Genomic DNA, 23,061 nt, shown 5'->3' on the forward strand with positions numbered 1-23,061 from the left:
GCATGGACCACGCCCGCTCTCAGCGGCAAGGTAGAGCCCCAGCAAGAGGAGCGCAAACCATGTCCCATACGAACATTGTCACGATCGGTATCGATCTAGGCAAGAACACATTCCATGTGGTGGGGTTCGATGCCACGGGTACAATCATCCTACGCAAGAAGCGATCGAGAAATCAGCTTGAGCAGTCGCTGGCTAATGTTCCGCCCTGCCTGATCGGAATGGAAGCCTGTGCAGGAGCACACCACCTGGGTCGCAAGCTCGAGAAATTAGGCCATCAAGTACGGCTCTTGCCAGCACAGTATGTGAAGCCATACCTAAGGGCCACAAAAATGACTTCCGTGATGCCGAAGCCATCGCCGAGGCCGTTCAGCGCCCGACCATGCGCTTTGTCCCGTTGAAATCGGCCGAACAACTGGATTTGCAGGCGCTGCACAGAGTTCGCAGTCGATTGGTGACGCAAAGAACCGCGGTCATCAATCAAATCCGAGGCTTTTTGCTTGAGCGAGGGCTGCCGGACCGGCAAGGAGCGGCAGCGCTCCGATTGGCACTTCCTCAGGTTCTCTCAGCGCCAAAGGATAACTTATCACCTCGAGTGATCCAGCTCATTCAAGACTTGGCCGAGGACTGGCGCTATCTCGACCGACGGGTCGCGTCAATGACGAAAGAAATCGACGAACTCGCTGATCGAGATCCACACTGTCGCCGCTTAATGAGTGCGCCCGGCGTCGGGCCGATCATCTCAAGCGCGATGGTCGCCGCCATCGGAACCGGCGATGCCTTCCATAAGGGCCGGGACTTTGCCGCATGGCTTGGTCTGGTACCGAAGCAAATCTCGACCGGTGATCGAACCATCCTCGGGCGCATATCGAGGCGCGGTAATCGGTACCTGCGGACGCTGTTCATTCAAGGTGCCAGAGCCGTACTTCTGCAGCGTCAGAGTTGGCCGCGGCATGGCTTCGGAGCCTGGTTGGAGGCAGCGTCCAAGCGGCTCCAGTCTAATGTCTTGGTTGTTGCCCTGGCCGCAAAACTCGCGCGCATGGCCTGGAGCATGCTCACAAAGGGCCGTGACTACGACGCCAGCCTCTTGGGCCGCAGCGCATGAGAAACAGGGCCGGAAAGGAAGATCCAAGGTCCGATCGGAAGGCACAATGACCCGCCGAGGTTTGCGAGACGGAAAGGACGAATGGAGAAACGGTTCCACCGACACTTCTGAAGCCTGGTTCGACTCCATGGCCCTTATTGAGGCCGACGAGTTATTGAGGACAGAAGTGGGCGGATATCCATGATGGCTCGGGGCCACAGCCCCAAAGTGAAGCCGGATAGATTGGCGCAGACCGCTACATCCCTTTGTCGATTCCTCTTGCAACGCGGGCGTGGTCCATAGATCGGCATGAAGGCCTCCGTCGTCACCAACAATCGCCGCGCTCCGGGCGGCCTGTTCGTGCTGCACGCGAGCGCAATGCCCGACAATCCGTATGATGGGTCCCCCCCTGCGGGAGTCATCGAGCGCACCGAGACGCTTACCGGCTGTCCGATCGAGCGGGCCTATGTCGACAAGGGGTACCGCGGCCACGATGCCCAAAATCACCGTCGCGTCTTCATCTCCCGCCAGAAGCGCAGCGTCTTCGCTGTCATCAAGCGCGAGCTGCGCCGTCGCTCTGCCATCGAGCCCATCATCGGGCACATGAAGGCCGAAGGCGACTTCCGCCGCGGCTACCTCAAAGGCCGCGCCGGCGACGCCGCCAATGTCGTCCTCTCAGCCGTCGGCCACAACTTCCGACGCACCTCGCCTGGCTCAAGAACTCTTGGGCCTCTTCCTGGAGTTGCTAATAGCGAACGCTTGCCACTCCAATACAGCTCAATCCGGCTTCTTAACTCAGGAGTTGGAGCCTGTGGAGCCCAAGGTGCGGTTCATTCGGCCACTGCATCCGGATGCGAAGAAGACCGATGCCGTACCACAAGCGGCACTCTATCGTGTCGTTTAACTAGTCTCGTATCGAGTCACCTGCGCGCCCCGCGCTCCGCTCCGGCAAACGGATGCCCTGGATAGCCGCTAAAAGCGGAACCTAACAGGGACTTGCAGAACGCAGGCGTGAGCTTGCCGCGATGGATCACGACGTTTTCGTGACCCGTTGCAGCTCGAGCGTTCTGCCAGAGGCGGTTGTAGCCGCGCTGTTCGTTGGATTTCACGTGGCAAGCGGCGAATTCGGCGTCATCCAATGTCGTTAACTGCCACGCATAAACCGGCCGCTTCGTATGGATGTGCACCCACATCGGATTCACCGTACCATTGCGCAGTGGCGTAGGCTGCAGCTTGATCTCGAACAGCGTTCCTGGCTCGCCCTTCAACGCGCGCGGTGACTCCAAGGGAGCCAACTCCTCGGCCGCCTGCAACCGTTCGAGGTACTTCTGCGAGGGAAACGCATAAGTCTTCATGCAATCGATCTCGATCGAAGCCTTTCGCGCCTTCCAAGCATGTGCCTGCCCCTGAACCTCCGACAACATCGCCTTGAGGCGGACTATTTTGTCGTGCACTTCGGGCAGTTGCATAGGCGTGAGTAGGCCGCGTCGGCGAGGTTCGTCCAGCGCGGCTACACAGGCCTCAATCTCCGCAGATTGGCTCTGCAGCCGCTCAACCACGATATCCACGACGTGGTCGGCATCTTCGGGCTTCATGTGGCGCGCTTGCGAAATGGCTCTTTGCTCGCTGCGCAGATCGAATTGCAAGAGTTCGTCCAATCGCGCGAGCAGGCGCGTCAGTGTCTCCTTCGATGGCGGAGCCTGCCATATTGCCAAGTGTTCCCTCGCCGACGATGACATCCTCGTATGCGCCTCTTCCGCGCTCGCGAGTTTCTTCGTGCCCAGATCCGAGAGCACAATAACCTTGGTGGTTCGAGCCGTGTCGGCTTCGGGCCTAGCGAGCTGCGGCTCGGGCTGCCCGGCGGCCGAACTCCCCGCACCTCCGGCCTGCCTCCGCTTGCCCTTCCCTTTCCTGCGCGTTGGACTGCCTTCGGCCACCGGGTCCTTGCCGGCAGCGTCGGCCGGCAACGCAAGGGCAGCCTCCGTTGGCGCGGCAATGATGGCTGGTGTCTTCGGCTGCACTGCTAGGAGGCGCATGACCTCATGGGCAGTGACCCACGCTCCTTCGACGATCTGATCCAACAGATCCAACGGAAGCTCGGGACTTGCTCCCTTATGCCTTAGCTCGGCAACCATGTTGGGCAACGCCGACGCAAATTCCGATAGCCGCTCCATGACCCCTTCCAGAACGGCGCAGTGCTCTGCGTCGAGGGCTTGTCCTTTGCTGTGCAGAACAGCGTCGCCCGTTGAGAGGAATGCCGGAACAACATCGCCCATGAAGGTTCCGAGTAGACGTGCCCGACCGTTCTCACCCAAGAGGATTTGCCTGACAGCCGGGTCGAGCCTGCTCGCATGCGACTCAATCATGACCCGCGCGAGAAGGACCTGCGATTGCAGATGCACGCACCTCGTATTCAGTGCCCAGCCGGTATGCAGCCGTAGTGTCGCCTGTTCGGTCTGTTGCATTTCGGCCGTTGCACTTGGCAAGCTGGCAGTGGCTGCGCAGACGGACTGCATCCGTTCAGAGCGCAATGCCTTCTTTTCCCACCACTCCGTGCAGGCCAAATAGTGTTTCGCCACACTGGAAGCCGCTCGGATCAGCTGGTCGGGCGGAGCATTGGATTGGCGCATCCGCTCGAGTATCTTTCCCGCATGCTCCCTACTCTTCTCCAAGGCGTAGATAGTCGGTTCGGCCAGCGCGTTGCATTCGTTCCCCGCACCCAGAGTCCGGTCACGAATTCGGCGAGCCTGATTTTCGGACAGAATGCTGCGCGCCACATCTGGAGACAGGCTCGCGTAGTAGTCCAGAACTGCTGCGCCTGCTTTGACAACCTGATCGATCAGCTCTTGCGCCTCAGACGAGCTCTGAGCGCCCATGGCAGCACTGTGGCAAGCATCAAGTTCCTCAAGTAGGCCGTCCATATTTTGTTTCGCTGCATTGATCCCCTCACCGCTTGAGGAAATGGGGACAGTCACACCCGAACCTGAGGGCACGCTCGCGAGCGTCGCCATTCTATCTTCAGGCGCTAAGCACATTCGCTCCAAGAAGGAGTTGAAAACTCGGTGGCCTTCCGCAGGGACAGAATTTGGTTCCGAATGCGCACTGCTCGATCCCGACGTGCTGTCGGCTCCTGCAGCCCCAACGTGCGGTTCGCCAGGTCGGCCAATGCCCGTCATGTTCTATCCTCCTACGGTCAACAATGCGCAGCGTCCCTGGATAGGCCGCCTGGCTGACGGTTGGCTGACGAAGGATGCTCTCCGGATGCTCAACCCGCTGTCCGAGTTCCAATTTCATGGAAGCTGTTGTGGTGCTGAGGCAGCAATATGGGATGGTGCGGGATCGTCGATTGTAGCGCCTGTCCGCATTCCGTTGCCTCACCGTGACCAGTATGGAAATGTGCGCTGCCAGAAATAGCCCTGCCAAAGTCATTCCCAAATACCGAAAGCCGTCGAGCATGGCGAACCGCAGGGTCGATTTTCAGACTTTCGGCAGCAGCAAAGCTCTTACTTACCGGGAGGAGATGCTATTGTTCGACCAAAGGGTTTCGGATCAACAATGCGTAGATCTGGCTCGATGTGGAACGTTCCGTCAAGACTACCTCTTCTTCTCGCGTTCGAGGAGCAGAACCTACGTTGCGCAAGTCTTTTTCAGAATAGGACCTCGCTGAGGATGTTGCCCAGTTAAGTGCACTTGGAATAACAGCGCAGTGAGCGTGCCAAGCACGCCGACCGCCAATCCGATATCGGCGAACCTACCGTCGGCCCGTCTCGAAACAGCAGAAGCGTGAGAATCGGTTCCACCACCACAATTGCTCCCACCGATATCGCGATATGCAGATATTTCGAGCTGCATGTATCCCAGTGCATATCCGAAGACGAGAAGGATACCGCCGAATGGTATCAGCAGAAACATCGACAAAAGCGTTGTCAGGTCCCCGCCGGCCTTTCCAAACTGCTTTGAGGCAATCAACGCTGCGAAAGCGCTACTCCAAAGAAAATGGCGCCAACCGCTCAATCTTCAATGCTGAACTCATCGCCTGACGTATCGAAAGCGCTATCAAGGTGGTTTCCAATCAATGGACTGCATCTCCTGGCTGCCTTGGACAGCTCGGCCGTCGATCTACACGATGCATGAATGATCCGAGGCTGGCGGCATGAGCCTGAACACGACCGCGGTCCGGATCAAGGTGACCTCAAGGATGCGAAACCGGAGGTGACGCGATGCCTGGTCGTGCCGCTCACGCTGCGCCTTGATCGGCTGCATCTGACGCTTCAGGCGGCGTTTGGCTGGACGAACAGCCATCTCTTCGAGCTCCTGGCCGGCGAAGGACGTCGTGGTATCTGGTCCCGAAGGACATTTTGGCAATCAGCCCATCGATGCATCGCAAGACTCGGCTCTTCAAAAATCGTTCAGGAGACCGGCGCGACGACGATCCATTATCTCTATGACTTCGGTGACAGCTGAGACCAAGTGATCAAACTCGAAAAACGGTTCGACACCACGACGATAGAGGGACTTCCCTCCTGCTCGAGGACGTCGGCGGTGCGCCCGGCTAAGCGGAATACCTCGATGCCAGCGGCGACCCTACTCATCTGGAACATGAAAATATGCGCCTTTGGGGCCCGCACAGTTCGATCCCAACGTCGACGGCCCGAAGACGCTCGAGGCCGCCGTCAGCGCATTGTCCAAGATTTGGAAGCCGCGGCGTGGCGGCACGCGGCTCAAATAGATGACAAGCATCAATCATCAAAAGGGCCGCAGAGCTACGCTCTGATGTCCTTTTGCAAGACCTAATCGCGCATCAATTTACCCGCGCCGATTTCTCGGTCGGTTCTCATCACTGAAGTGCCTATCGGAGGAGACGTGGCCTGGGACGTAGGTGAACAAGCTCTGATGCGCGGGTTGGTTACCGCATGTCCATGTATTCGTCCGGGGCTGGTCCTCTCTTACAACGGGCGTCGGCATTGCCGGCCACAAAGCGTTGCCGGGAATTCCCCGTTCAACGCCACGTCCCCACCGATAGACGCGATAACGATACCGGGTGAGCCGTAGGTTAGGTCGTCGCCGGCTGATCGTCTATTCTCGCGATGGCCCACATGAAGGCAGCAAGCTCGCGAGCGACCGCGGTCACCGCCACCGTGCTGCGCTTGCCGCGAGCAACGAGGGCTCGGTAACGCTCTGATGTCCTTTTGCAAGACCTAATCGCGCATCAATTTACCCGCGCCGATTTCTCGGTCGGTTCTCATCACTGAAGTGCCTATCGGAGGAGACGTGGCCTGGGACGTAGGTGAACAAGCTCTGATGCGCGGGTTGGTTACCGCATGTCCATGTATTCGTCCGGGGCTGGTCCTCTCTTACAACGGGCGTCGGCATTGCCGGCCACAAAGCGTTGCCGGGAATTCCCCGTTCAACGCCACGTCCCCACCGATAGACGCGATAACGATACCGGGTGAGCCGTAGGTTAGGTCGTCGCCGGCTGATCGTCTATTCTCGCGATGGCCCACATGAAGGCAGCAAGCTCGCGAGCGACCGCGGTCACCGCCACCGTGCTGCGCTTGCCGCGAGCAACGAGGGCTCGGTAACGCTTGGTCAAACGCGCCTGAGCCTTCCATGCGATCTCTCGCACGACCTCAGGCATGTGGCGACTTGCGAAGTACTTTCGTTTTCCCAACTTAGCCGGATAGCGGTAAGTCCAGGCGGTCTCAGCCAAAACCCGGCGCACTCGGGCATTTCCGGTCTTGGTGATGCCACCACGGCGTACGGCGTCACCGGTCGAGCGTTCCGAAGGTACAAGGCCGAGATAGGCCATTAACTGCCGCGGGTTCGTAAAGCGGCGGACATCACCGACCTCAACCATGAAAGTCGCTGCGCAAATGAGTCGGACCCCGCGCAAAGCCTGTAAACGTTCGACCACCGGTGCAAGCGGCCAGTCGAGCATGCTGTCTTCGATCGCCTTTTCCAAACGCAATACTCTTTCCCGGCACTGCGCCTCCGCGACGATCAACTCCTGCAGGACAGTTTGCTGGCCCGAATACGCAAAGCGGAGCCCGTGCATCCACTTAAAGTTAGCTTCGTTCCCCAGGCTTTCAAGCCGGGAAAAATCTTGCCATGTCGCAACAGGAAGGATCGGATCTCCTGTCGTTTGCGGGTCCGATCCTTCACCGCTGCCTCCCGCGCACGGATCAAGTCACGCATAGCCTCATGCGCTGCATCCGGGGTCCAGATCTCCGTCAGTTCGCCGGCGCGGTACAACCGGGCAAGCTTCTCAGCATCCCGGCGGTTTGTTTTGATCCGATCGCCGGGCTTGCGTGGAATAAGGGACGGGGCAATAACAGCACATTCATGGCCAAGCGCTTCGATCTCTCGCTTCAGCCCATATCCCGTCGGCCCAGCCTCATAGCAAAATCTCAAACGTAAACCTGGCCGCGCGAGCTTGCGGACGAGCCGTCCTACCGACGCGTTGTCAGAGGGTATTTCACCCAGATAGCGAACTTCACCGTTGCGCCCGCTCTCGGCAACCGCAACTGCATGTCGATCTTTGGAAACATCCAAACCTACGAAAAGGGCGTTATTATCTTCCACGGTTCGTCCTCCTGGCGTGAGGATAGGCTCCTTGAGCAACCCTCGTTCAACACCGCCAGTGTAGGGCGAACCACCTCACCGCCGGCATCCAGAAAGGACATACGGTCTTACAGTTCGCTTACCGGTCTGGCAAGCCAAGTTGGCAACGAAGAGGCGAAGGACTTCAGCTCGCTCACTTCAGCCGGAGTGAGTTTCCGGCTGACGGACCGCAGCGCTTGTCTTGCCGCTTTGGGACCAACCCAGGCAAGCGCGCGCACGCTGGACGGCTTGCGAGGGATAGGTGCCAACCGGGCGCATGCTTGAGCTCCACCATCTGCTTGCCGATGTAAAGCTCACGAAAAGGACCGGACGTTAGATATAATCTAGCATCCCAACGTAGCAATCGCGATTGCTGCCACAGAGCAGATAACAGCAGACCTCCTCAGCGTTCCCGAGGTCCTCACTTAACGAGTAACGCACATTTGCTCTGTATGAAGTCCAGCATCAGCGGAACAGGCAGCCGCAATAATGCGACCGACACCGGCCAGAGGAATGAAGTTCGGAACTGTCGAAGAGCTCAAGCTAAATGATCTCGAAGTATCTCCGACGTTCAAAGTCGGTGACCCGATGTTGAACGGCTTCCCACTCCCAACGGCGCGAGCAAGAAAACGCGTCAACAAACCTTTCTCCGAAGACATCACTTGCCGCTGCAGACTCTGAAAACCGAGAAGTTGCCTCTGATAGGCTTTGAGGCAGTCTCGCGGACGGCCGACACGTCTCCGCGCTTGCATCACCGACGATCGAAGCCGGTAGTGCCGGGCTTGTCTCGACACCCAATATTCCCGAACCAATCGCACATGCGAGCGCGAGATATGGGTTCAGGTCTGCGCCAGGCAGCCTATACTCCAGGCGATGGGCAGATGGCTCTCCCGGAATGACGCGAACCGCGCAGGAGCGGTTGTCAACTCCCCAGGTTGGACAGATTGGTGCCCAGCAGCCAGGTACCAATCTCTTGTAGCTGTTGAAGTTCGGCGCAGCGAGCACACAGAACTCATTCATATATTCTAGTTGTCCGGCGATGAATTGCCTCATAAGCTTCGAGACGTTGCCGAACGCATCATTGTCGTAAAACGCATTCTGACTATCCGAGGACATCGAAATGTGAATATGCCCGGACTGGCCGGGCCATTCCTCGGAAACCTTGGCCATAAATGTAGCCATCATGCCTCGCGTTTGCGCCCAGGCCTTTATCATCGACTTGAATATGGTTGCTCGATCGGCAGCTTCCATCGCATCACAATGACGAAGTGACGCTTCGACCACGCCAGGTCCCGTTTCAAAGTGCAGTCCGCTGAGAGGTATTCTAGCCTTGTCACAAAGCGCCAAGATCTCGTCGAACAGCTCATGTTGCGCGACAGAGCGCGCAATTGAGTAGCCGAACGGGCCGCGAGTTAAAGGAGCCCATTCGCCGAACGGCTTTGCTTCAATCGTGTCTGCGTTCTCCTTAAACAGCATGAATTCAAACTCGAACCCGGCAGTGCAGTCGTATCCGTGTTCAGCAGCCCTTCGCAGAACCTTACGCAGAACACCGCGCGGGCAGATGTTCTCATGTGCGCCCGTGAATTCCGCGAGGTAGAGATATTGATCGCCGAGATGAGACACCGAACGGCCGGTGCCTGACAGAATACGCAGGTCAGCATCTCCGAACGCTGATAGCGGCTTTTGCGTGAAACTGGCTGGAATGACTCGGTCCGTGCAATCCCACGCCAGCACCGCTTCAGAGAACTTGATAACTTTATCTCCATCCGAGAGATCTTCACCCAAGACGTGTTTGCCTCGCAGAACGCCATCGAAGTCGCTTACGCCGACCATCGCCGCGCGGGCTGAATTCGCTCCGGTCAACCTGGGATCCGTTGGCATTAGTCGCGGTCCTGCATCACTAAATCGAACACCTGGTCCATCCGCATTGCTCGCAACTTGCGATAGTCATTCTCAAGCTGAGTCAAGTCGCTATTCACGAGATAAACGATGCCTGGTGTGGACGCCAAGTCGATCGTGGGAACTAGCTCTTGACCAATCGGAACGAATGCAATGGCATCCGCGAAGCTCGGGAGCTTGCGGATTGCTTCGAGTCCCGGGTAACCGGCAACGACACCGCCCATATCTGAGATGAGCGAGACGCAAAGTGCGTGAGCCTGCCGCTTGTAGGGCCCGCGCAGCCTCATATGTTCACCAAAGCCCTTGGGATCTGCGTAACGCCAGGCCGTCAGGGTCATATGGTTGTGCCCCAACGCGATCGTTCGTGCTTTTGCCGACATGGTCCCTTGAAGCCTCGCTCCGAAGTCCACCAGAACCGGTCCCCGATCATCGACGATGATCTCAGCGTGAGCCGGTCCGTCGACGATCTGTAGTGCCTTCAATGCGCGCACCAAGTAGTCGGACAGTTCCTGAACGATTGGTTCGCTGCCGTCCAACAATCTCTCAAGCGAGCAGACCGATGATGCCCTCTCAATAGGAACCGTGTCATAGGTCCAGGCCTCCGTAACGAAGGCTTCCCCGTCGATCGAGACGGCATTTACCGTGTATTGCTGGCCGTTTATTTTTTCTTGCCCAAGGGCAAAACGATTCAACGCTCCGACGCGGTTCGTCTTCCCGACAATTACGCTTAGCGCCCGCTGAATATCAGCCTCTGTCGAGCAAAAGAATACATCTTCGGTACCCGTACTGTTCAGAGGCTTGATCACGATTTGATCGTACTTCGCTTCACGCTTCCAGCTCGCGATCTCTACAGGACTGTCGGACACGACTTGTCTGATCGCTCGCACGCCGGCAAAGGTCAGCGCGCAAGACAATCGCGCTTTGTCACGCCGAGCAGCGGATAGCGCGGTCCCATTTGATGGTAAGCCAAGCCGCTCCGACAAAGAATCAGCGAGTTCAACTCCGGTCTCGCAGCCCGCGATAACGAACTCCAATTCCCGGCCATGGAGAGCCTGAAGCTGATATTCAACGATGTCGTCATACCCCATGCCCTCGCTGGGGCGAATGACTTCATCATACAGATCCGCATTGAAATGCGATTGGAATATGGGCGGAATCTGTGCAGCCGACATCACATGCACCGTTCCAATTCCATAGCGCTTGAACTCTTCCGGTAGGTATCGGCCGGTAGAGTATGCGTCTACGATTACACAGTTCCGTTCTTTCATGCGGACCTCCGATACTGCAAGTAGATGTTGCCGACAGCAACAGCCGTAATGAGAACATTTCCAATGAACGTATGTGACGAAGGCACGATGCGAGAATCGAAGTACTGGAACAGGAAGGTGATGATAGGGGCGGTGGACAGGACCATGTTGACGGTGAAGGGTTCAACGTGCCGAATGCCCTGCTGGATCAAGAGCAAAGGAATAAGGATCGTCGACAGCCCAATTGCTGTGATCGCAAACCAATGCTGCGAGATCTCAGGCAAGATAGATGAATGATCGACCAGTCCCAGCAGCAAGAGAATCGTTCCATAAAAGCGATGCGCCAGGACTTGTCGGCCAGAAAACCCACGGTCGAAGAGCAGTTTGACAAGTATATTTGTGAGGGCCAGCGATAGGCCGGCCACGATTGCCAAGACGATGCCAAAGGACGATCGAGCCCCCCACTCCACGCCCGCGTTGCCGCTGGCCGAGATCCAAATCATGTAAGTTCCGATCGTTGCGATCGTAACGCTCACGACAATATCGGATGCTGGAGGGCCACCCTGGCGCCTGATCAGCGCGTTTAACCACACTGTTGCGGTAGGCCCCAGCGCCACCATGAAGGCGACGACGATCGCGGGTTCTGCGTATTTCAGTCCGATAAATAAGCCGATCCAGCTGATTGCTGTCACGACATTGAGCGCGACGAAGACCAGGAGCGACCATTTCGCCACCGTTGCCCCGGCTCCCTCGTGGCGAGCCAGGAGATTGAACATCAGACAAACCACAGCGAAGGACAGCAGGAGCGCGACGAACACATCCGCTTGCTGAAAATACGACGCCGCATAGACCTCGCCTGCCGCGCTCACCACGACATAAAGCGCCACAAAGAAAACTCCCAGAGCGAAGCGATTCGCCAATCGTCCAGTCTTCCTTTGCCCACGAGGCGGCGCACGTCCCTCGCAGGGCCGGACGCGTGCGTCGGCTCCGAGGAAGTGTCCTTTCGACGTACACGGACCACGTTTGGTTCGAAATGTCACAATCAGCCTCTAGTTCTTCTTAGTTCGGTAGTATCCAACACACGCCTCTCCAAATGCCTTGAACAGTTGCTTGCTGAGGAGATCGGTTGAGACGTGCCATTCAGGGTGCCATTGCACACCGATTTGCAGCGTCGGGGCGCCAATGACCGAAGCCGCCTCGACCAAACCGTCAGGCGCCCACGCCTCCCGCCTCAGCGCCGGCGCCAGCGCCTCGATTCCTTGATTGTGCAGCGAGTTGACTTGCGCTTCGATCGTCCGCGCGATTGGAAAGAGCACGCCATCGGAACATATTCTGACGCTGTGCGCGGCGTCGTACTGACGGTCTCTTGGACGATCTGGCTTCTCGGCATGCATCGCGCCACTTTCCGGCCTCCACTCCGCAAGCGATGACCGGAGCGTGCCGCCGAAATAGACGTTGAGTTCCTGAAGCCCACGGCAGATGCCCAGAATAGGCATTCCGAGCGCGATGGCGCTCTCTATAGTTACGGCAGAGAGCCTGTCCCGCGGACGGTCAAGGATCCCAACCTCAACGTCCTGCCGATCAGCCTCCGTCAGGGACGCAGGCGCTCTCAGGACGGCGGGGTCGATGTTCGATTCATCACCTGTCAACACCAGGCCGTCGAGCCGGCGCATGATCGCCGGGGCGACCTCCTCCCTAGCATCTTCGGCGTCGACCGTCGGCAATATGACGCAAGCCACTCCCGCATGACGATGAAGTGCCTGCAAGTACTTGCGCCGCAACCAGTCGCGATGCACACCATCGACCAGAACACGGTTCGAAGTGACGCCGACCACGGCTCGGGTGCTCTCTGGCCGTAGCAACGTCACGCGACCTGCCCTCGCGAGCGAATCTCGGCAACAGATTGCTCATACAAGCGTCGATTCCGCTCCTTTAACTGACCTATGACGCTAGGTTGGCCTTGAGGCCCCTTGACAAAGAGTCCGCCCCAGGTCGCGGCAACCTTCGCATAGTTGGGATCCTGCATTCGGATTTTCTGAGCTTTGCGTAACAGCCAAAACGGGATACCCGGCGAAAGGTGATGCTCAAGGTGGTACTCATCCAGATTCTGCCCGAGGATGGCCCGCTCGAGGAAATTTCCTTTCCGATTCCTGGTGAGATAGACGTTCTGCGTCTCGGTTTCGCACATAGGTGAGTGCTCGGCTAGCTCGATAAACCAGCCGAGGACCTGAAACGTGGTGAGATAGGGCACGATCCAAAACAGGACGACGATATGGAGCAGCCCAACAGCATATGACCCGGCCAGGATGCTGATCCAGAAGAGATAGAAGCCATACTTGTCGATAAGTATGCTTGAGCGGCTCTGATCCTCGGCATCTGTGATCGAAAATCGATTGGTCCAAAGATACTTCAGATACGCTACTGTCGCGCCGCCGAAGATCGGCTTCCAGATCATGTTGAAAGCGTACCGGTCCGGAGGCTGCACGTCGTAAACGCCGCTGGCCAGGAAGAACTTCAGGTCGGGATCCTTGTCCGGGTCTCCGAGGTAGGGATGATGCAAATAGACGTGCGAGATCCGGTAGGCCCAATGGCGCTGGAACAAGGGATAGGAAGCGAACAGAATGCCCAGGACGTAGTTCCAGGTCGTGTTCTTCGCGAGCGTACGGTGGGCCGCATCATGAGCGATGGTTGTCAAGCCGCGCTGATAGGCACCAATCAGAAGGACCGCCAGCGGGTAGAGCCACCATGAGACCGACACAGTGGCGAGCGTGCACGCTGTGATGACAGCGTAATCTTTGGCAATATAAGCCGCTCCCGTTATGTTGTCGGGCCTCAGCTCGGAGAGCTGCCTATTGATTTCCCGGCTGAATTGTACGGCCTCATAGCGTGATGACCTCAATTTCCAAGCATCTGCCTGATTCATGAGAACCTCCTCCTGATTGCCTTGCAGGTTGTCAGATTGCGGAAAGCGCCTTATCCAGATCGCGCAGGATGTCGTTCACATCTTCGATGCCGACGCAAAGTCGGATCGAGCCGCCAAATATGCCGGCGGCTTCGCGCTTTTCCCGCGGGACGGTGGTGTGGGTCGTCGAGACGGGATGGGTCACGAGCGTGCGGGCATCGCCTACATTCGAAACGTGATACATCAAGTCGACGTTCTGGATGAACTTTCGCCCGGCTTGTTCGTCCTCTACTTCGAACATGACCATCGCCCCGTGGCCGTATGCAGCACTGAGTGTCTGGTCGACGATTTCCCGATCGGCGCCTTCAAAGAGCCCCGGGTAGAACACACGGCGTACTTTTGGATGCTCCTTGAGAACGTCGGCCACGATCGTGGCATTCGCGCAGTGCTGCTTCATACGAAGTGGCAGCGTTTCAAGCCCTTGGATCAGTTGAAAGCTCGCAAACGGAGCGATGGCCGCGCCGGTATCGCGCAACCAGGTCATGCGAGCCTTGAGAAGAAACTCGCTCTTTCCTAGATCGTCGACATCGCGCACCGCGTTATGCCAAACAATTCCGCCATGCGCATCGTCGGGACGGTTAAACAAGGGAAAGCGAGAGGCTCCCCGGTAGCTAAACTCGCCGTTGTCAACGATCAGTCCACCGAGCGTCGTGCCATGGCCGCATATATATTTCGTTGCGGAGTACGTCGTAATAGCAGCGCCGAGATCTGACGGCCGGCATACCAGTGGCGTCGTCGTATTGTCCACGACCAAAGGCACGCCGTACTTTCGGCCGATCTCGGCCAGCTGTTTGACGGGGAGCGGAATCAGACAAGGATTCGAAATCACCTCTCCGAACAGGCATATCGTGCGATCATCAATGGCACGTTCAAACGTCTCTGGCCTTCGAGGATCGGCCGTCCTCACGCTGATCCCAAGACGCTTCAAGGTGTTGTGGAGCAGGTTCCAGGTATTGCCATATAGATACGGAGAAGCGACGACATTGTCCCCCACTTCGCCACTTGACAGGTTGACGATAGCAAGGAACGTCGCTGCTTGACCTGACGCAACGGCGAGCGCGTCCCTTCCCATATCGACGGCGGCGTAGCGCCTTTCCAGCGCGCGCGTCGTTGGATTGATGATCCTAGTGTAGGTGAACCCATCGGCCTTGACGTTGTAGACGTCGGCAATGTGGTTTAGATCGCCATCGAGTTCATAAGCTGTATTCTGGTAAATCGGCACTGCGACAGCTTTCGTTGCTACGTCACGGCGATAGCCCGCATGCAGAACAGCAGTCTCGGCCGAAAACGGCAGCTGCCAGTCCCCAGCCGCTCGCGCCGGCATCGTTACGCGAGCCCCGCATGACTCTTGGGCCGACATCGGCGCCGCTGACCGAGCCTGACCGGACCGGAAATATGTACGAAAAGCGCAGCCTAACTGCTCGATCCAGCTGGATTGAATTTCCCCAATACAACCGACGCGGAAGCTCCGCGTCGCAAGATGCAGCTTCGAGTAGACGTAAAGGTTGTGGGCCGCCAAGTGGCGATACAGCCCATCGAATCCTGCTTGGTCCACGATTCCGGATGGCGCACTGAACGCGACGCAGACCGGCGACTGCAACTCCGTGGGCAGCAGCGGAGACACCACACCTTCGAGTTCTTTGACGAGATCGTCCCTGACCTTCTCATACCTGCAGCGCCTGGCATCAATGCCCTCCTCGTGTAGAATCTCCAGGGCCTTTGTCGTTGCCTGAACGATGTGTGTGGGAGGGGTCGATCGCCACTCACCCGTGCGCTCGAGCGAGAGCCATTGATCTCTCACGTCGAGCACAAACGACCTCGGTTCTTGAACCGCATTCTCCAGCAGCTCGCGAGACGCGATGACAAACGCTACTCCCGGCGGCCCCTCTATGCACTTGTTGCCCGAGGTGACCAGGACGTCAGGTCCACGCGGGCTCAGATCAATATTAAGGGCGCCGAAAGAACTCATCCCATCGATGATGGTCTTTACGCCACGTCGCCTCGCCTCTTCAACGATCGCGTCCAGCGGATTGACGATTCCGGTTGTCGTCTCACAATGCACGAAACACAGGTGCGTAACGCCAGGATTTCGGCTCAGATGTTCGCCAATTTCTTGAGAATCCAAAGGATCGGTCGCTCGCTTGACAAGCTTCAGTGCTTCGACGCCCCACAGCTGCAACATTCGGAAAATGCGCTCGCCATAGATGCCGTTTATGCAGACGAGCGGCCTGTCGGCTCGGGACACAAATGAAGAGAGAGCAGCTTCCATTGCAAAGGAGCCACCTCCCTGAATAGGCACCACCGAATAGTCTTCAGCATTTCCCAGCAAGCTGAGCATCAGCCGCCTCATGCAGGCGGTCACTTCCTTGAACTCGCAATCGCGGGATGCGAGATCAAGCTGCATCTGGCTTCTGACTGCCAGCGATAACGACAATGGACCAGGCGTCAGCAAAGAGCGCTGTCTTGTCAAACCATTCCTCCTCAGATTGTAGTCGTCAATAGATCCGGAGTATGCCCACCCCACCCAGGGAGGCCCTGTGGCGAGCGTCGACTTCTTCGGTCAAACGCAATAGATCGCGGCCGCGTTTCGGGTCGGCGTCCGAAAAGCCTGCCGGATGGCAAGCCTCCATATCTCATCGCAGATGCACAGCGATCTTTCGCAAAGCTCCTCACCGATACCATTCACACCTCTCAGAAATTGGCTTTGCGAGCGCGCGCTCGAACGCAAGTGGCGCCCACGCGCGCTCTTATCCTGCCATCACGAAGCGGCAGGTTGGCCGACCGACTTACGCGTGTGAACCTGCGCCATTCAGGCAAACTTGACGGTGGGGAACGATGCAGTCGGATCATCGCGCCCGAATGCAGATCAAGGCATGGCACACTTGATGATCGTCGTTCGCAGCGGGAGTCTGATGCATGGGCTCAAGACTTGGTGCATTCGCACTCCGTCGCTCGTTGGAGGGTTTGTGACGCCGATGACTGTCGTTGTCCATTTCGAGATCGTACAACTTGACGTTAGGGGCGTTTCAACCCTCTCGCGGATTTTCTCGCGTGAATTTTTCCTGACGTACCCCCATCTGGCGGCGACAAGCCGAAGGTAGCAAAGTGCGGAGATTCACAGCGAGGTAGAATAATTTGAGAGTTCGACCTCAGGACCGTCGGCATTCCGCCTGCAAGCGCGATACCTGCAGGTAAGTGATGGCCCAATCTTCCCGTTCACGTACAATCCTCGCCATACCCCCAGATGGAGTACGTGTTTCTCCGCCGTACCGGCGAGATCCCCCTGCATGGTGGTGCCTGGAAAGTGTATGCCCTCGTCGCAGATGACTGTCGGTATCACGTCGTTGCGCTTGAATGGAGCGGCCTTGCCAGGCTGTGGTCGAGCCCGGGTCGAAGACAATTGGGCGACCTTGGATCGCTGGCCGTTTAGCAACGATCAGTTCGACACCTTTCGGCGAGTCGCCGTGAAGCAGAACATCTCATCCTGCTTTGCTAGGACTACGTCGAGCCGACTCCAGATGAGTGGCACGTGTCCTCTCTGCGAGCAGTCGCTAGGCTGGTGGCATCTCTCGGTTTTGTACGCCCCTTCGCGGCGAGAACGTCTTACGGATCAATCATCGGTTTGTGAGCGTGCCGTGGTCGACGGTTGGTCCAACGCGTGAGGCCCGAGGTGAGCCGGAGTTCCATCGCGTCGCCGCACTCAATGAGCGCAAGTACCTCGGCCGTGAGGCGCTCTGGTTGGACGGATCGCACCTCCGAGCCCTTCTGCTCGCGTTGGCTCCTCTGCAGCGCCTGCTCGTTGATGGCGAGCTCGCGTTCGACGCGGTCTACCGCGCGGTCGAATAGGTTGACGGTTGACCAGAGCGGATCATCAAGACATCGTCCTTGTCGCTTGCCTTGGACGAACTCCCTTGCCTTTTCGGCCGCGCCCATCGCCGGCTTCATGGCGATCAACGGCGGCAGGCGGAACGGAGCAGAACCCTAAGCATGGCAAGCTTCCGAAAGCTGGCACGGTCGCGACAGGAGGGAGTCGTGGCCCACTGCTAAGTTCGGATTGGTCAATATACTGAAGCAAGCGCCCGCTCGCTGGATGCGGCAAGGCTCGGAAAACCTAGGCCCGCCCCCTCTTGCTGCGCGAAAGATCGATGCCGGCCGAGACGCTGCCTGGCTCGGCTTTATGGGACCTCGGCATGTCACTGGCCGCACGCGTAGCAAGAAGCGCTAAGCGAAACTCAACCTACTGGGATTCGGACTTTCTCTGGCCTTTGTCATGGCGTCGTAGATTCTGATCTGGAGCATGGAAGGGCGCTTCTTGAGCTCCTCCGCTGCCGCCCATGCTCCATCTCTGCTCGCGTACTCGGTCTTGAATTGACCATCCACTTCGAGCACGTAACCGGAAGCGGGCAGTCAAGGAATGGGGGCGACCATTTTGTTCCTTTAGAGCGAAAAGTCCGACCGCGGGCCCGCCTGAGCCGCATCGCCTTGGCCGGGCCAGCAGGATATTGCTGCGAATCGATGGTGCGATGCGAGGGACATCTAACCATCAAGAATTGAGCGCGCCATCAAGACATCCACTACCGCTTCCGCTGAATGCTCTAGGGTCTGCTCCATGGTCCTGAGATGAACATCCGGTGTTGTTGGTGCTTCGTAGCACGAATCGATTCCGGTGAAGTTCTTGATCTTGCCGGATTTCACTTTTGAATACAGGCCTTTTGGGTCTCGCCGCGCGCATTCCTCGATCGGCGTATCGACAAAGACTTCTATGAACTCTTCCTTGCCAACCAGGCCGCGCACCCTGTCCCGTTCGGCCCTAGAGGGCGAGATGAACGAGCAGATCACGATCAAGCCGCTGTCCGCCATCAACTTGGCAACTTCAGCGACCCGCCGAATGTTCTCCACGCGGTCCGTCTCCGAGAAGCCGAGGTCCGCGTTTAATCCGTGCCGGAGGTTGTCGCCATCCAGCAGCATGGCATGCCGCGACATGCCACACAGCTTTTGATCAACCAGGTTGGCAATCGTCGTCTTTCCCGCGCCAGACAGGCCGGTGAACCAGATGACGCAAGGCTTCTGATTCTTGAGCGCGGCGCGCTCCCTCCTGTCCACGGATAGCGCTTGCCTAGCAATATTGGTGTCCCGCCGTAGCGGAAAGGCGATCATGCCAGCCCCGACCGTACGATTCGTGTAACGATCGATGAAGATAAATGATCCGGTCTTTCGATTGAGGTCGTAAGGATCGAATACTGCGGGCATTGCGGTTGCAACATCGCAGAAGGCGATCTCGTTGAGGGAAAGCATCCCGGCGGCCAGATGCTCACAGGTGTTGACGTCGATCCGATGCCTAATTGCGGAAATGCTGCCGGTAATCGTCTGCGATCCAATCCGCAGGACGTAATTGCGTCCAGGAGCGAGCGGCTCCTTGTCCATCCAGATCACATAAGCGGCGAACTGGCCGGCGACCTTCGGTCGGTCGTCCGGTCGCGACAGAATGTCGCCACGGCCGATATCGATTTCATCTTCCAGTGTAATGGTAACCGCATCGCCGGCTTCGGCGCCGACAAGGTCGCCATCGTGGGTCACGATCCGCTTGATGCGCGTGGTCCGTCCCGACGCGGCGACAACGATCTCGTCTCCTGCCGAGATCCTCCCGGAAGCCACCGTCCCGGCATAGCCCCGAAAATCCGGGTTTGGGCGGTTCACCCATTGGACCGGAAAGCGGAAAGCCTGGCCTGCGGTGCCGGACGGGATGTCAATGCTCTCCAAATGCTCGAGCAGGCAGGGACCATCGTACCAGTTGGCATGAGCGGAGCGATCCACAACGTTGTCGCCGTAGCGGCCCGAGATCGGGATCGGAACGATCGAGGTGAAGCCGAGACCGGCGGCAAAGGCCAGATAGTCACGGGCGATCCGATCGAAGCACTCTTTGTTGTATGCGACAAGATCGATCTTGTTCACTGCCAGAACGACATGACGAATACCAAGCAGCGAACAGATAAAGGAGTGGCGGCGGGTCTGAACCATCACGCCTTTGCGGGCATCGATCAGGATGATGGCGAGCTGGGCATGCGAGGCGCCGGTAGCCATATTGCGGGTATACTGCTCGTGGCCGGGAGTGTCGGCCACCATGAAGGAGCGCCGCGGCGTCGTGAAGAAGCGGTAGGCGACGTCGATCGTGATGCCCTGCTCCCGTTCGGCCTCGAGCCCGTCCATGAGCAACGCGAAATCGATGTCATTTCCGGCGCTACCGTGCTTGATGCTGTCGCGTTCCAGCACCGTGAGCTGATCGTGATAGATCATCTTGCTGTCGTGCAGTAACCGGCCGATCAGCGTCGATTTGCCGTCGTCCACCGAGCCACATGTGATGAATCGCAGCTGATCCTTTGTCCTGGCCGGGACCGCTTCCGTTGCCGGCTTTACAAACATCAAAAGTAGCCTTCCCTCTTCTTCTTCTCCATTGAAGCGGCTTCATCGACATCAATTAGACGTCCCTGGCGCTCCGACACAGTCGCCGTCTGCATTTCTGCGACGATGTCTTCAATCGCCATCGCATCGGATTCAATAGCCCCGCTCAAAGGATAACATCCAAGCGTGCGAAAGCGGATCATCCGCATTTCCGGCGTCTCGCCGCAGTTGAGCGGCAATCGCTTGTCGTCGATCATGATCGTCGCACCATTCCGACGCACTGTGGGTCTTTGTTTTGCGAAGTAGAGCGGAACGACGGGAATCTTCTCGAGCATGATGTATTCCCAGACATCGAGCTCGGTCCAGTTTGACATCGCAAACACGCGCATGGTTTCACCCTGGCGTATGCGTGTGTTGAACAGGCTCCAAAGCTCCGGCCGCTGGTTACGGGGGTCCCATACGTGTCCGGCCGAACGGAAGGAGAGTATCCGTTCTTTCGCGCGACTCTTTTCCTCATCGCGCCGGGCGCCGCCAAAGGCGGCATCAAATCCGTGGAGGTCGAGGGCCTGCTTCAGCGCGTCTGTCTTCATCACCTGGGTATGGAGCGCGGAGCCGGAATCGATCGGATTGATCCCGCGCGCGATGCCCTCCTTGTTGATATGGACAATCAAGTCGAGGCCGAGCCGCTTGGCTGTCGCGTCTCGAAAGCTGATCATCTCACGGAACTTCCAGGTCGTGTCGACGTGAAGCAGGGGGAAAGGCAATTTTGCCGGATAGAACGCCTTGATCGCAATGTGCAGCATCACGCTTGAGTCTTTTCCGATCGAGTAAAGCATGACCGGCCTTTCAAACTCGGCGACCACATCACGCATGATTTCAATCGATTCAGCTTCGAGACGGCGCAGATGTATCGGCAGCATATATCTTCTTTTCGATGCAGGATCGCTGTTCTTCGCCGTTCTGTGGCTCCAGCCCAGAGTGTGGAATATCCGCGGCGGATACGGCCGGCCAAGCGGCAGGCTCGTCCATGAGGTCAAGCTCCATTGGGCAGCAGACTTGCAGACGCGGCAGCATATCCTATTCCTCCACTGGTGCGGCCGGCGCCGGCCTCATACCTGATCGGGAGATCAGCTCGTGCGGGTCAAGGATCTTGGCTAAATCAACCCGCGTGTTTTGATCGCAAGCATTCAGATCGCCCTAGGAGTTATTGAGGATCTGCTCAAGCCGCGCGACCTCGCCTCGCAACATCTCGATAGCCGCGTCGCGGTTCTCCGAAACGTTCCAAGCAGTATGGACCGGCTCTCCAGTGTGACAGGGGCCGGATAATGCTCCGGCCTTGGTACTTCGCAAATCCCACCAGGTTCGGAATATCCGGCGATAGAGTTCGGTTACCTCACCTCCCCTATCCAGCACTCCGGCTTTCTGTGCCCGCAGCAGTTCCTGCTCATATCCGAGTTCTAGCAAAAGCTCAGCGCCGACCAAATCAGTCACGGTTTGCATCTCTTCGACGCTCAATTGAGATTGCCATGATTTGACAGAGCTTTCGTCGACGGCGTTTCGTTCCAAGATTTTTCGATCCCCAAAGCTGCTGGATCGAAGATAATCTGCTTGTCTCATCCCAGCCGACGCGACGGACGCTGGGTCACAGCCGAGCCCCTTCAACAGACGCCGGATTTCCTCGTCCGGATGCGCCACGAGCAGTTCATATTGCACGAACTGTGTCTGCGGGCGAGAGCGGTGCGCGGCGAGCTTGGGAAGGCCCAGAACCAAATCGGCGAGTAAAGTTATGATGACGTCGGGCAGACGGAGCATGAGATCGGCGAGACTGGATACGCTAACCGAATGCGGGCTTTCTGTCCGCAGTGGGACGCCCCACGTCGATTTCATTGAAGCGGCGATGGCATAGGGATTTCGCATCAGAAGGATGTGTGGCGCTTCTGGATAGACAGCTTCAAGGAACCCGAGCACGGTCCAATACCGTGGTGTCTTGTCTATAATGATGCGCTTGCCCGCGTCCGCCAGATACTGATCATATGCTGCATCGGCATAAGCGCGGCTGGCGATCGTGCGATCTATCCGCCCCAGGAACTCCGAGGTCGCGGCCTTGATCAGTGAGCTGCCCGCCGGATGGCGCTGGTCCACCCTGCCAAATGCTTCAAGCGCCAGCATCAACCAGGGTTCAGGCGGAGCCACAATGTCTGGATGGTGCTGGAGCAAATGCGCCAGGAGTGTCGTCCCGGATCGTGGAATACCAAGAAGAAAGCACACCGCAGGCGAACGGCCAAAACGCCCGCTCATCGTTCAGACCCTCGTGCCTGAAAAGCAAACCCTGCCGGCACTCGCTCGATTGAGCGAAACAAAGCCAGCCGCGGGATCACATGAGCAGTCGCTTCCGTGCAAAGCATCAAAACGAGACAAGAATTTTGTCTAGCACTCATGAGTTTAGATCCGTTCAGTTCGATCGATCGGGGATCACCGAAAGATAACTGCAATCGCCCCCCCCCTCGATTGCCCGACAGTTAAAACGACGTCAAGCGGCAGCTCAATTACACGAAGATCGATTGCGGATATGGGAAGGTTGGAAAGAACTATACGGACGTTTGCCGAAGACCGCCCGCGATACAGGAAGGCTATTACGTGTAGTCATAAGTTGCCCGTTGCTGGGGCATTGAAGCCGTAAATGCGACATGCACCTCGCTGAATATTCGGCAGACCGGCGAGCGCGGCAAAGAAGCAGCCCACATCGCGGACATCTCACTGGGCGACGCGCAGCTATCTTGTCAGCGCGTATCGATCCTACACAACTTTGCCGTGCATACTGCCGTTGGTCCAAGACACTGAGCCATAGCTCCGGGGCGGTGACCTGCCGTCAG

12 protein-coding genes and 3 pseudogenes are annotated in these 23,061 nt (G+C 57.7%); 3 read left to right on the top strand and 12 right to left on the bottom strand.

All coding sequences use genetic code 11. The features are described 5' to 3' along the window. Positions 1 to 2 precede the first annotated feature (2 nt). Together QA649_RS35415 and QA649_RS35420 are read left to right on the top strand one after the other, a co-directional pair. Positions 3 to 1,102: pseudogene (locus QA649_RS35415) on the top strand (IS110 family transposase). Positions 1,103 to 1,387: 285 nt separating this feature from the next. After that, positions 1,388 to 1,800: pseudogene (locus tag QA649_RS35420) on the top strand (transposase); the annotation flags it as partial. Positions 1,801 to 2,001: 201 nt separating this feature from the next. Here QA649_RS35420 and QA649_RS35425 read toward each other — a convergent pair. Beyond that, positions 2,002 to 4,257 carry a hypothetical protein gene (locus tag QA649_RS35425; RefSeq protein ID WP_283021258.1) on the bottom strand — a complete coding sequence of 752 codons (2,256 nt, stop codon included), beginning with the start codon at positions 4,255 to 4,257 and terminating at the stop codon, positions 2,002 to 2,004. Between the two features lie 958 nt (positions 4,258 to 5,215). On the opposite strand from QA649_RS35425, the gene QA649_RS35430 reads away from it, so the two are divergent. Continuing rightward, positions 5,216 to 5,545 (top strand): hypothetical protein, encoded by a 330-nt coding sequence (locus tag QA649_RS35430; RefSeq protein ID WP_283021259.1) that lies wholly within the window; start codon positions 5,216 to 5,218, stop codon positions 5,543 to 5,545. A gap of 997 nt (positions 5,546 to 6,542) precedes the next feature. Here QA649_RS35430 and QA649_RS35435 read toward each other — a convergent pair. The 11 genes and pseudogenes from QA649_RS35435 to QA649_RS35490 all read right to left on the bottom strand — a co-directional run bounded on the left by QA649_RS35435 (position 6,543) and on the right by QA649_RS35490 (position 22,486). After that, a pseudogene (locus QA649_RS35435) lies at positions 6,543 to 7,663 on the bottom strand (IS110 family transposase). Positions 7,664 to 8,224: 561 nt separating this feature from the next. Further along, a complete protein-coding gene (locus QA649_RS35440; protein ID WP_283021260.1) occupies positions 8,225 to 9,544 on the bottom strand; it encodes a glutamine synthetase in 1,320 nt (439 codons plus the stop codon). 17 nt (positions 9,545 to 9,561) lie between these two features. Beyond that, the gene (locus QA649_RS35445) at positions 9,562 to 10,848 is read right to left on the bottom strand and encodes an ATP-grasp domain-containing protein (RefSeq protein WP_283021261.1); all 1,287 of its coding nucleotides are present in this window, start codon (positions 10,846 to 10,848) and stop codon (positions 9,562 to 9,564) included. Continuing rightward, the gene (locus QA649_RS35450; RefSeq protein WP_283021262.1) at positions 10,845 to 11,747 is read right to left on the bottom strand and encodes a DMT family transporter; all 903 of its coding nucleotides are present in this window, start codon (positions 11,745 to 11,747) and stop codon (positions 10,845 to 10,847) included. Before QA649_RS35450 ends, QA649_RS35445 begins: the two co-directional genes overlap by 4 nt. A gap of 129 nt (positions 11,748 to 11,876) precedes the next feature. Further along, on the bottom strand, positions 11,877 to 12,662 hold the full coding sequence (locus QA649_RS35455; protein WP_283021263.1) for a gamma-glutamyl-gamma-aminobutyrate hydrolase family protein: 786 nt from the start codon (positions 12,660 to 12,662) through the stop codon (positions 11,877 to 11,879). 29 nt (positions 12,663 to 12,691) lie between these two features. Then, positions 12,692 to 13,750, bottom strand: a complete 1,059-nt coding sequence (gene rtxC / locus QA649_RS35460) for a dhydrorhizobitoxine desaturase (protein WP_100233464.1) — start codon at positions 13,748 to 13,750, stop codon at positions 12,692 to 12,694. A gap of 31 nt (positions 13,751 to 13,781) precedes the next feature. Further along, positions 13,782 to 16,193, bottom strand: coding sequence for a 2-aminoethylphosphonate--pyruvate transaminase (locus QA649_RS43005; protein ID WP_349254046.1), 2,412 nt, complete (start codon positions 16,191 to 16,193; stop codon positions 13,782 to 13,784). A 1,199-nt stretch (positions 16,194 to 17,392) separates the two neighbouring features. Continuing rightward, the gene (locus QA649_RS35475; protein WP_283021264.1) at positions 17,393 to 17,734 is read right to left on the bottom strand and encodes a hypothetical protein; all 342 of its coding nucleotides are present in this window, start codon (positions 17,732 to 17,734) and stop codon (positions 17,393 to 17,395) included. A 591-nt stretch (positions 17,735 to 18,325) separates the two neighbouring features. Continuing rightward, positions 18,326 to 20,209: a sulfate adenylyltransferase subunit CysN gene (gene cysN, locus QA649_RS35480; RefSeq protein ID WP_283021265.1), complete on the bottom strand. Its 1,884-nt coding sequence runs from the start codon at positions 20,207 to 20,209 to the stop codon at positions 18,326 to 18,328. Next, the gene (cysD, locus tag QA649_RS35485) at positions 20,209 to 21,108 is read right to left on the bottom strand and encodes a sulfate adenylyltransferase subunit CysD (protein WP_100233460.1); all 900 of its coding nucleotides are present in this window, start codon (positions 21,106 to 21,108) and stop codon (positions 20,209 to 20,211) included. Before cysD ends, cysN begins: the two co-directional genes overlap by 1 nt. Before the next feature lie 277 nt (positions 21,109 to 21,385). Next, positions 21,386 to 22,486: a sulfotransferase gene (locus QA649_RS35490; protein WP_283021266.1), complete on the bottom strand. Its 1,101-nt coding sequence runs from the start codon at positions 22,484 to 22,486 to the stop codon at positions 21,386 to 21,388. Positions 22,487 to 23,061 lie beyond the last annotated feature (575 nt).

Source organism: Bradyrhizobium sp. CB1717, assembly GCF_029714325.1.
Taxonomy (GTDB): Bacteria; Pseudomonadota; Alphaproteobacteria; order Rhizobiales; family Xanthobacteraceae; genus Bradyrhizobium.

What these genes read in the sequence shown, in the direction of transcription:
- QA649_RS35425 (WP_283021258.1), bottom strand. Translation starts at nt 4,257, where the DNA reads ATGACGGGCATTGGCCGACCTGGCGAACCGCACGTTGGGGCTGCAGGA.
- QA649_RS35430 (WP_283021259.1), top strand. Translation starts at nt 5,216, where the DNA reads ATGATCCGAGGCTGGCGGCATGAGCCTGAACACGACCGCGGTCCGGAT.
- QA649_RS35445 (WP_283021261.1), bottom strand. Translation starts at nt 10,848, where the DNA reads ATGAAAGAACGGAACTGTGTAATCGTAGACGCATACTCTACCGGCCGA.
- rtxC (WP_100233464.1), bottom strand. Translation starts at nt 13,750, where the DNA reads ATGAATCAGGCAGATGCTTGGAAATTGAGGTCATCACGCTATGAGGCC.
- QA649_RS43005 (WP_349254046.1), bottom strand. Translation starts at nt 16,193, where the DNA reads ATGCAGCTTGATCTCGCATCCCGCGATTGCGAGTTCAAGGAAGTGACC.
- QA649_RS35475 (WP_283021264.1), bottom strand. Translation starts at nt 17,734, where the DNA reads ATGAAGCCGGCGATGGGCGCGGCCGAAAAGGCAAGGGAGTTCGTCCAA.
- cysN (WP_283021265.1), bottom strand. Translation starts at nt 20,209, where the DNA reads ATGTTTGTAAAGCCGGCAACGGAAGCGGTCCCGGCCAGGACAAAGGAT.
- cysD (WP_100233460.1), bottom strand. Translation starts at nt 21,108, where the DNA reads ATGCTGCCGATACATCTGCGCCGTCTCGAAGCTGAATCGATTGAAATC.
- QA649_RS35490 (WP_283021266.1), bottom strand. Translation starts at nt 22,486, where the DNA reads ATGAGCGGGCGTTTTGGCCGTTCGCCTGCGGTGTGCTTTCTTCTTGGT.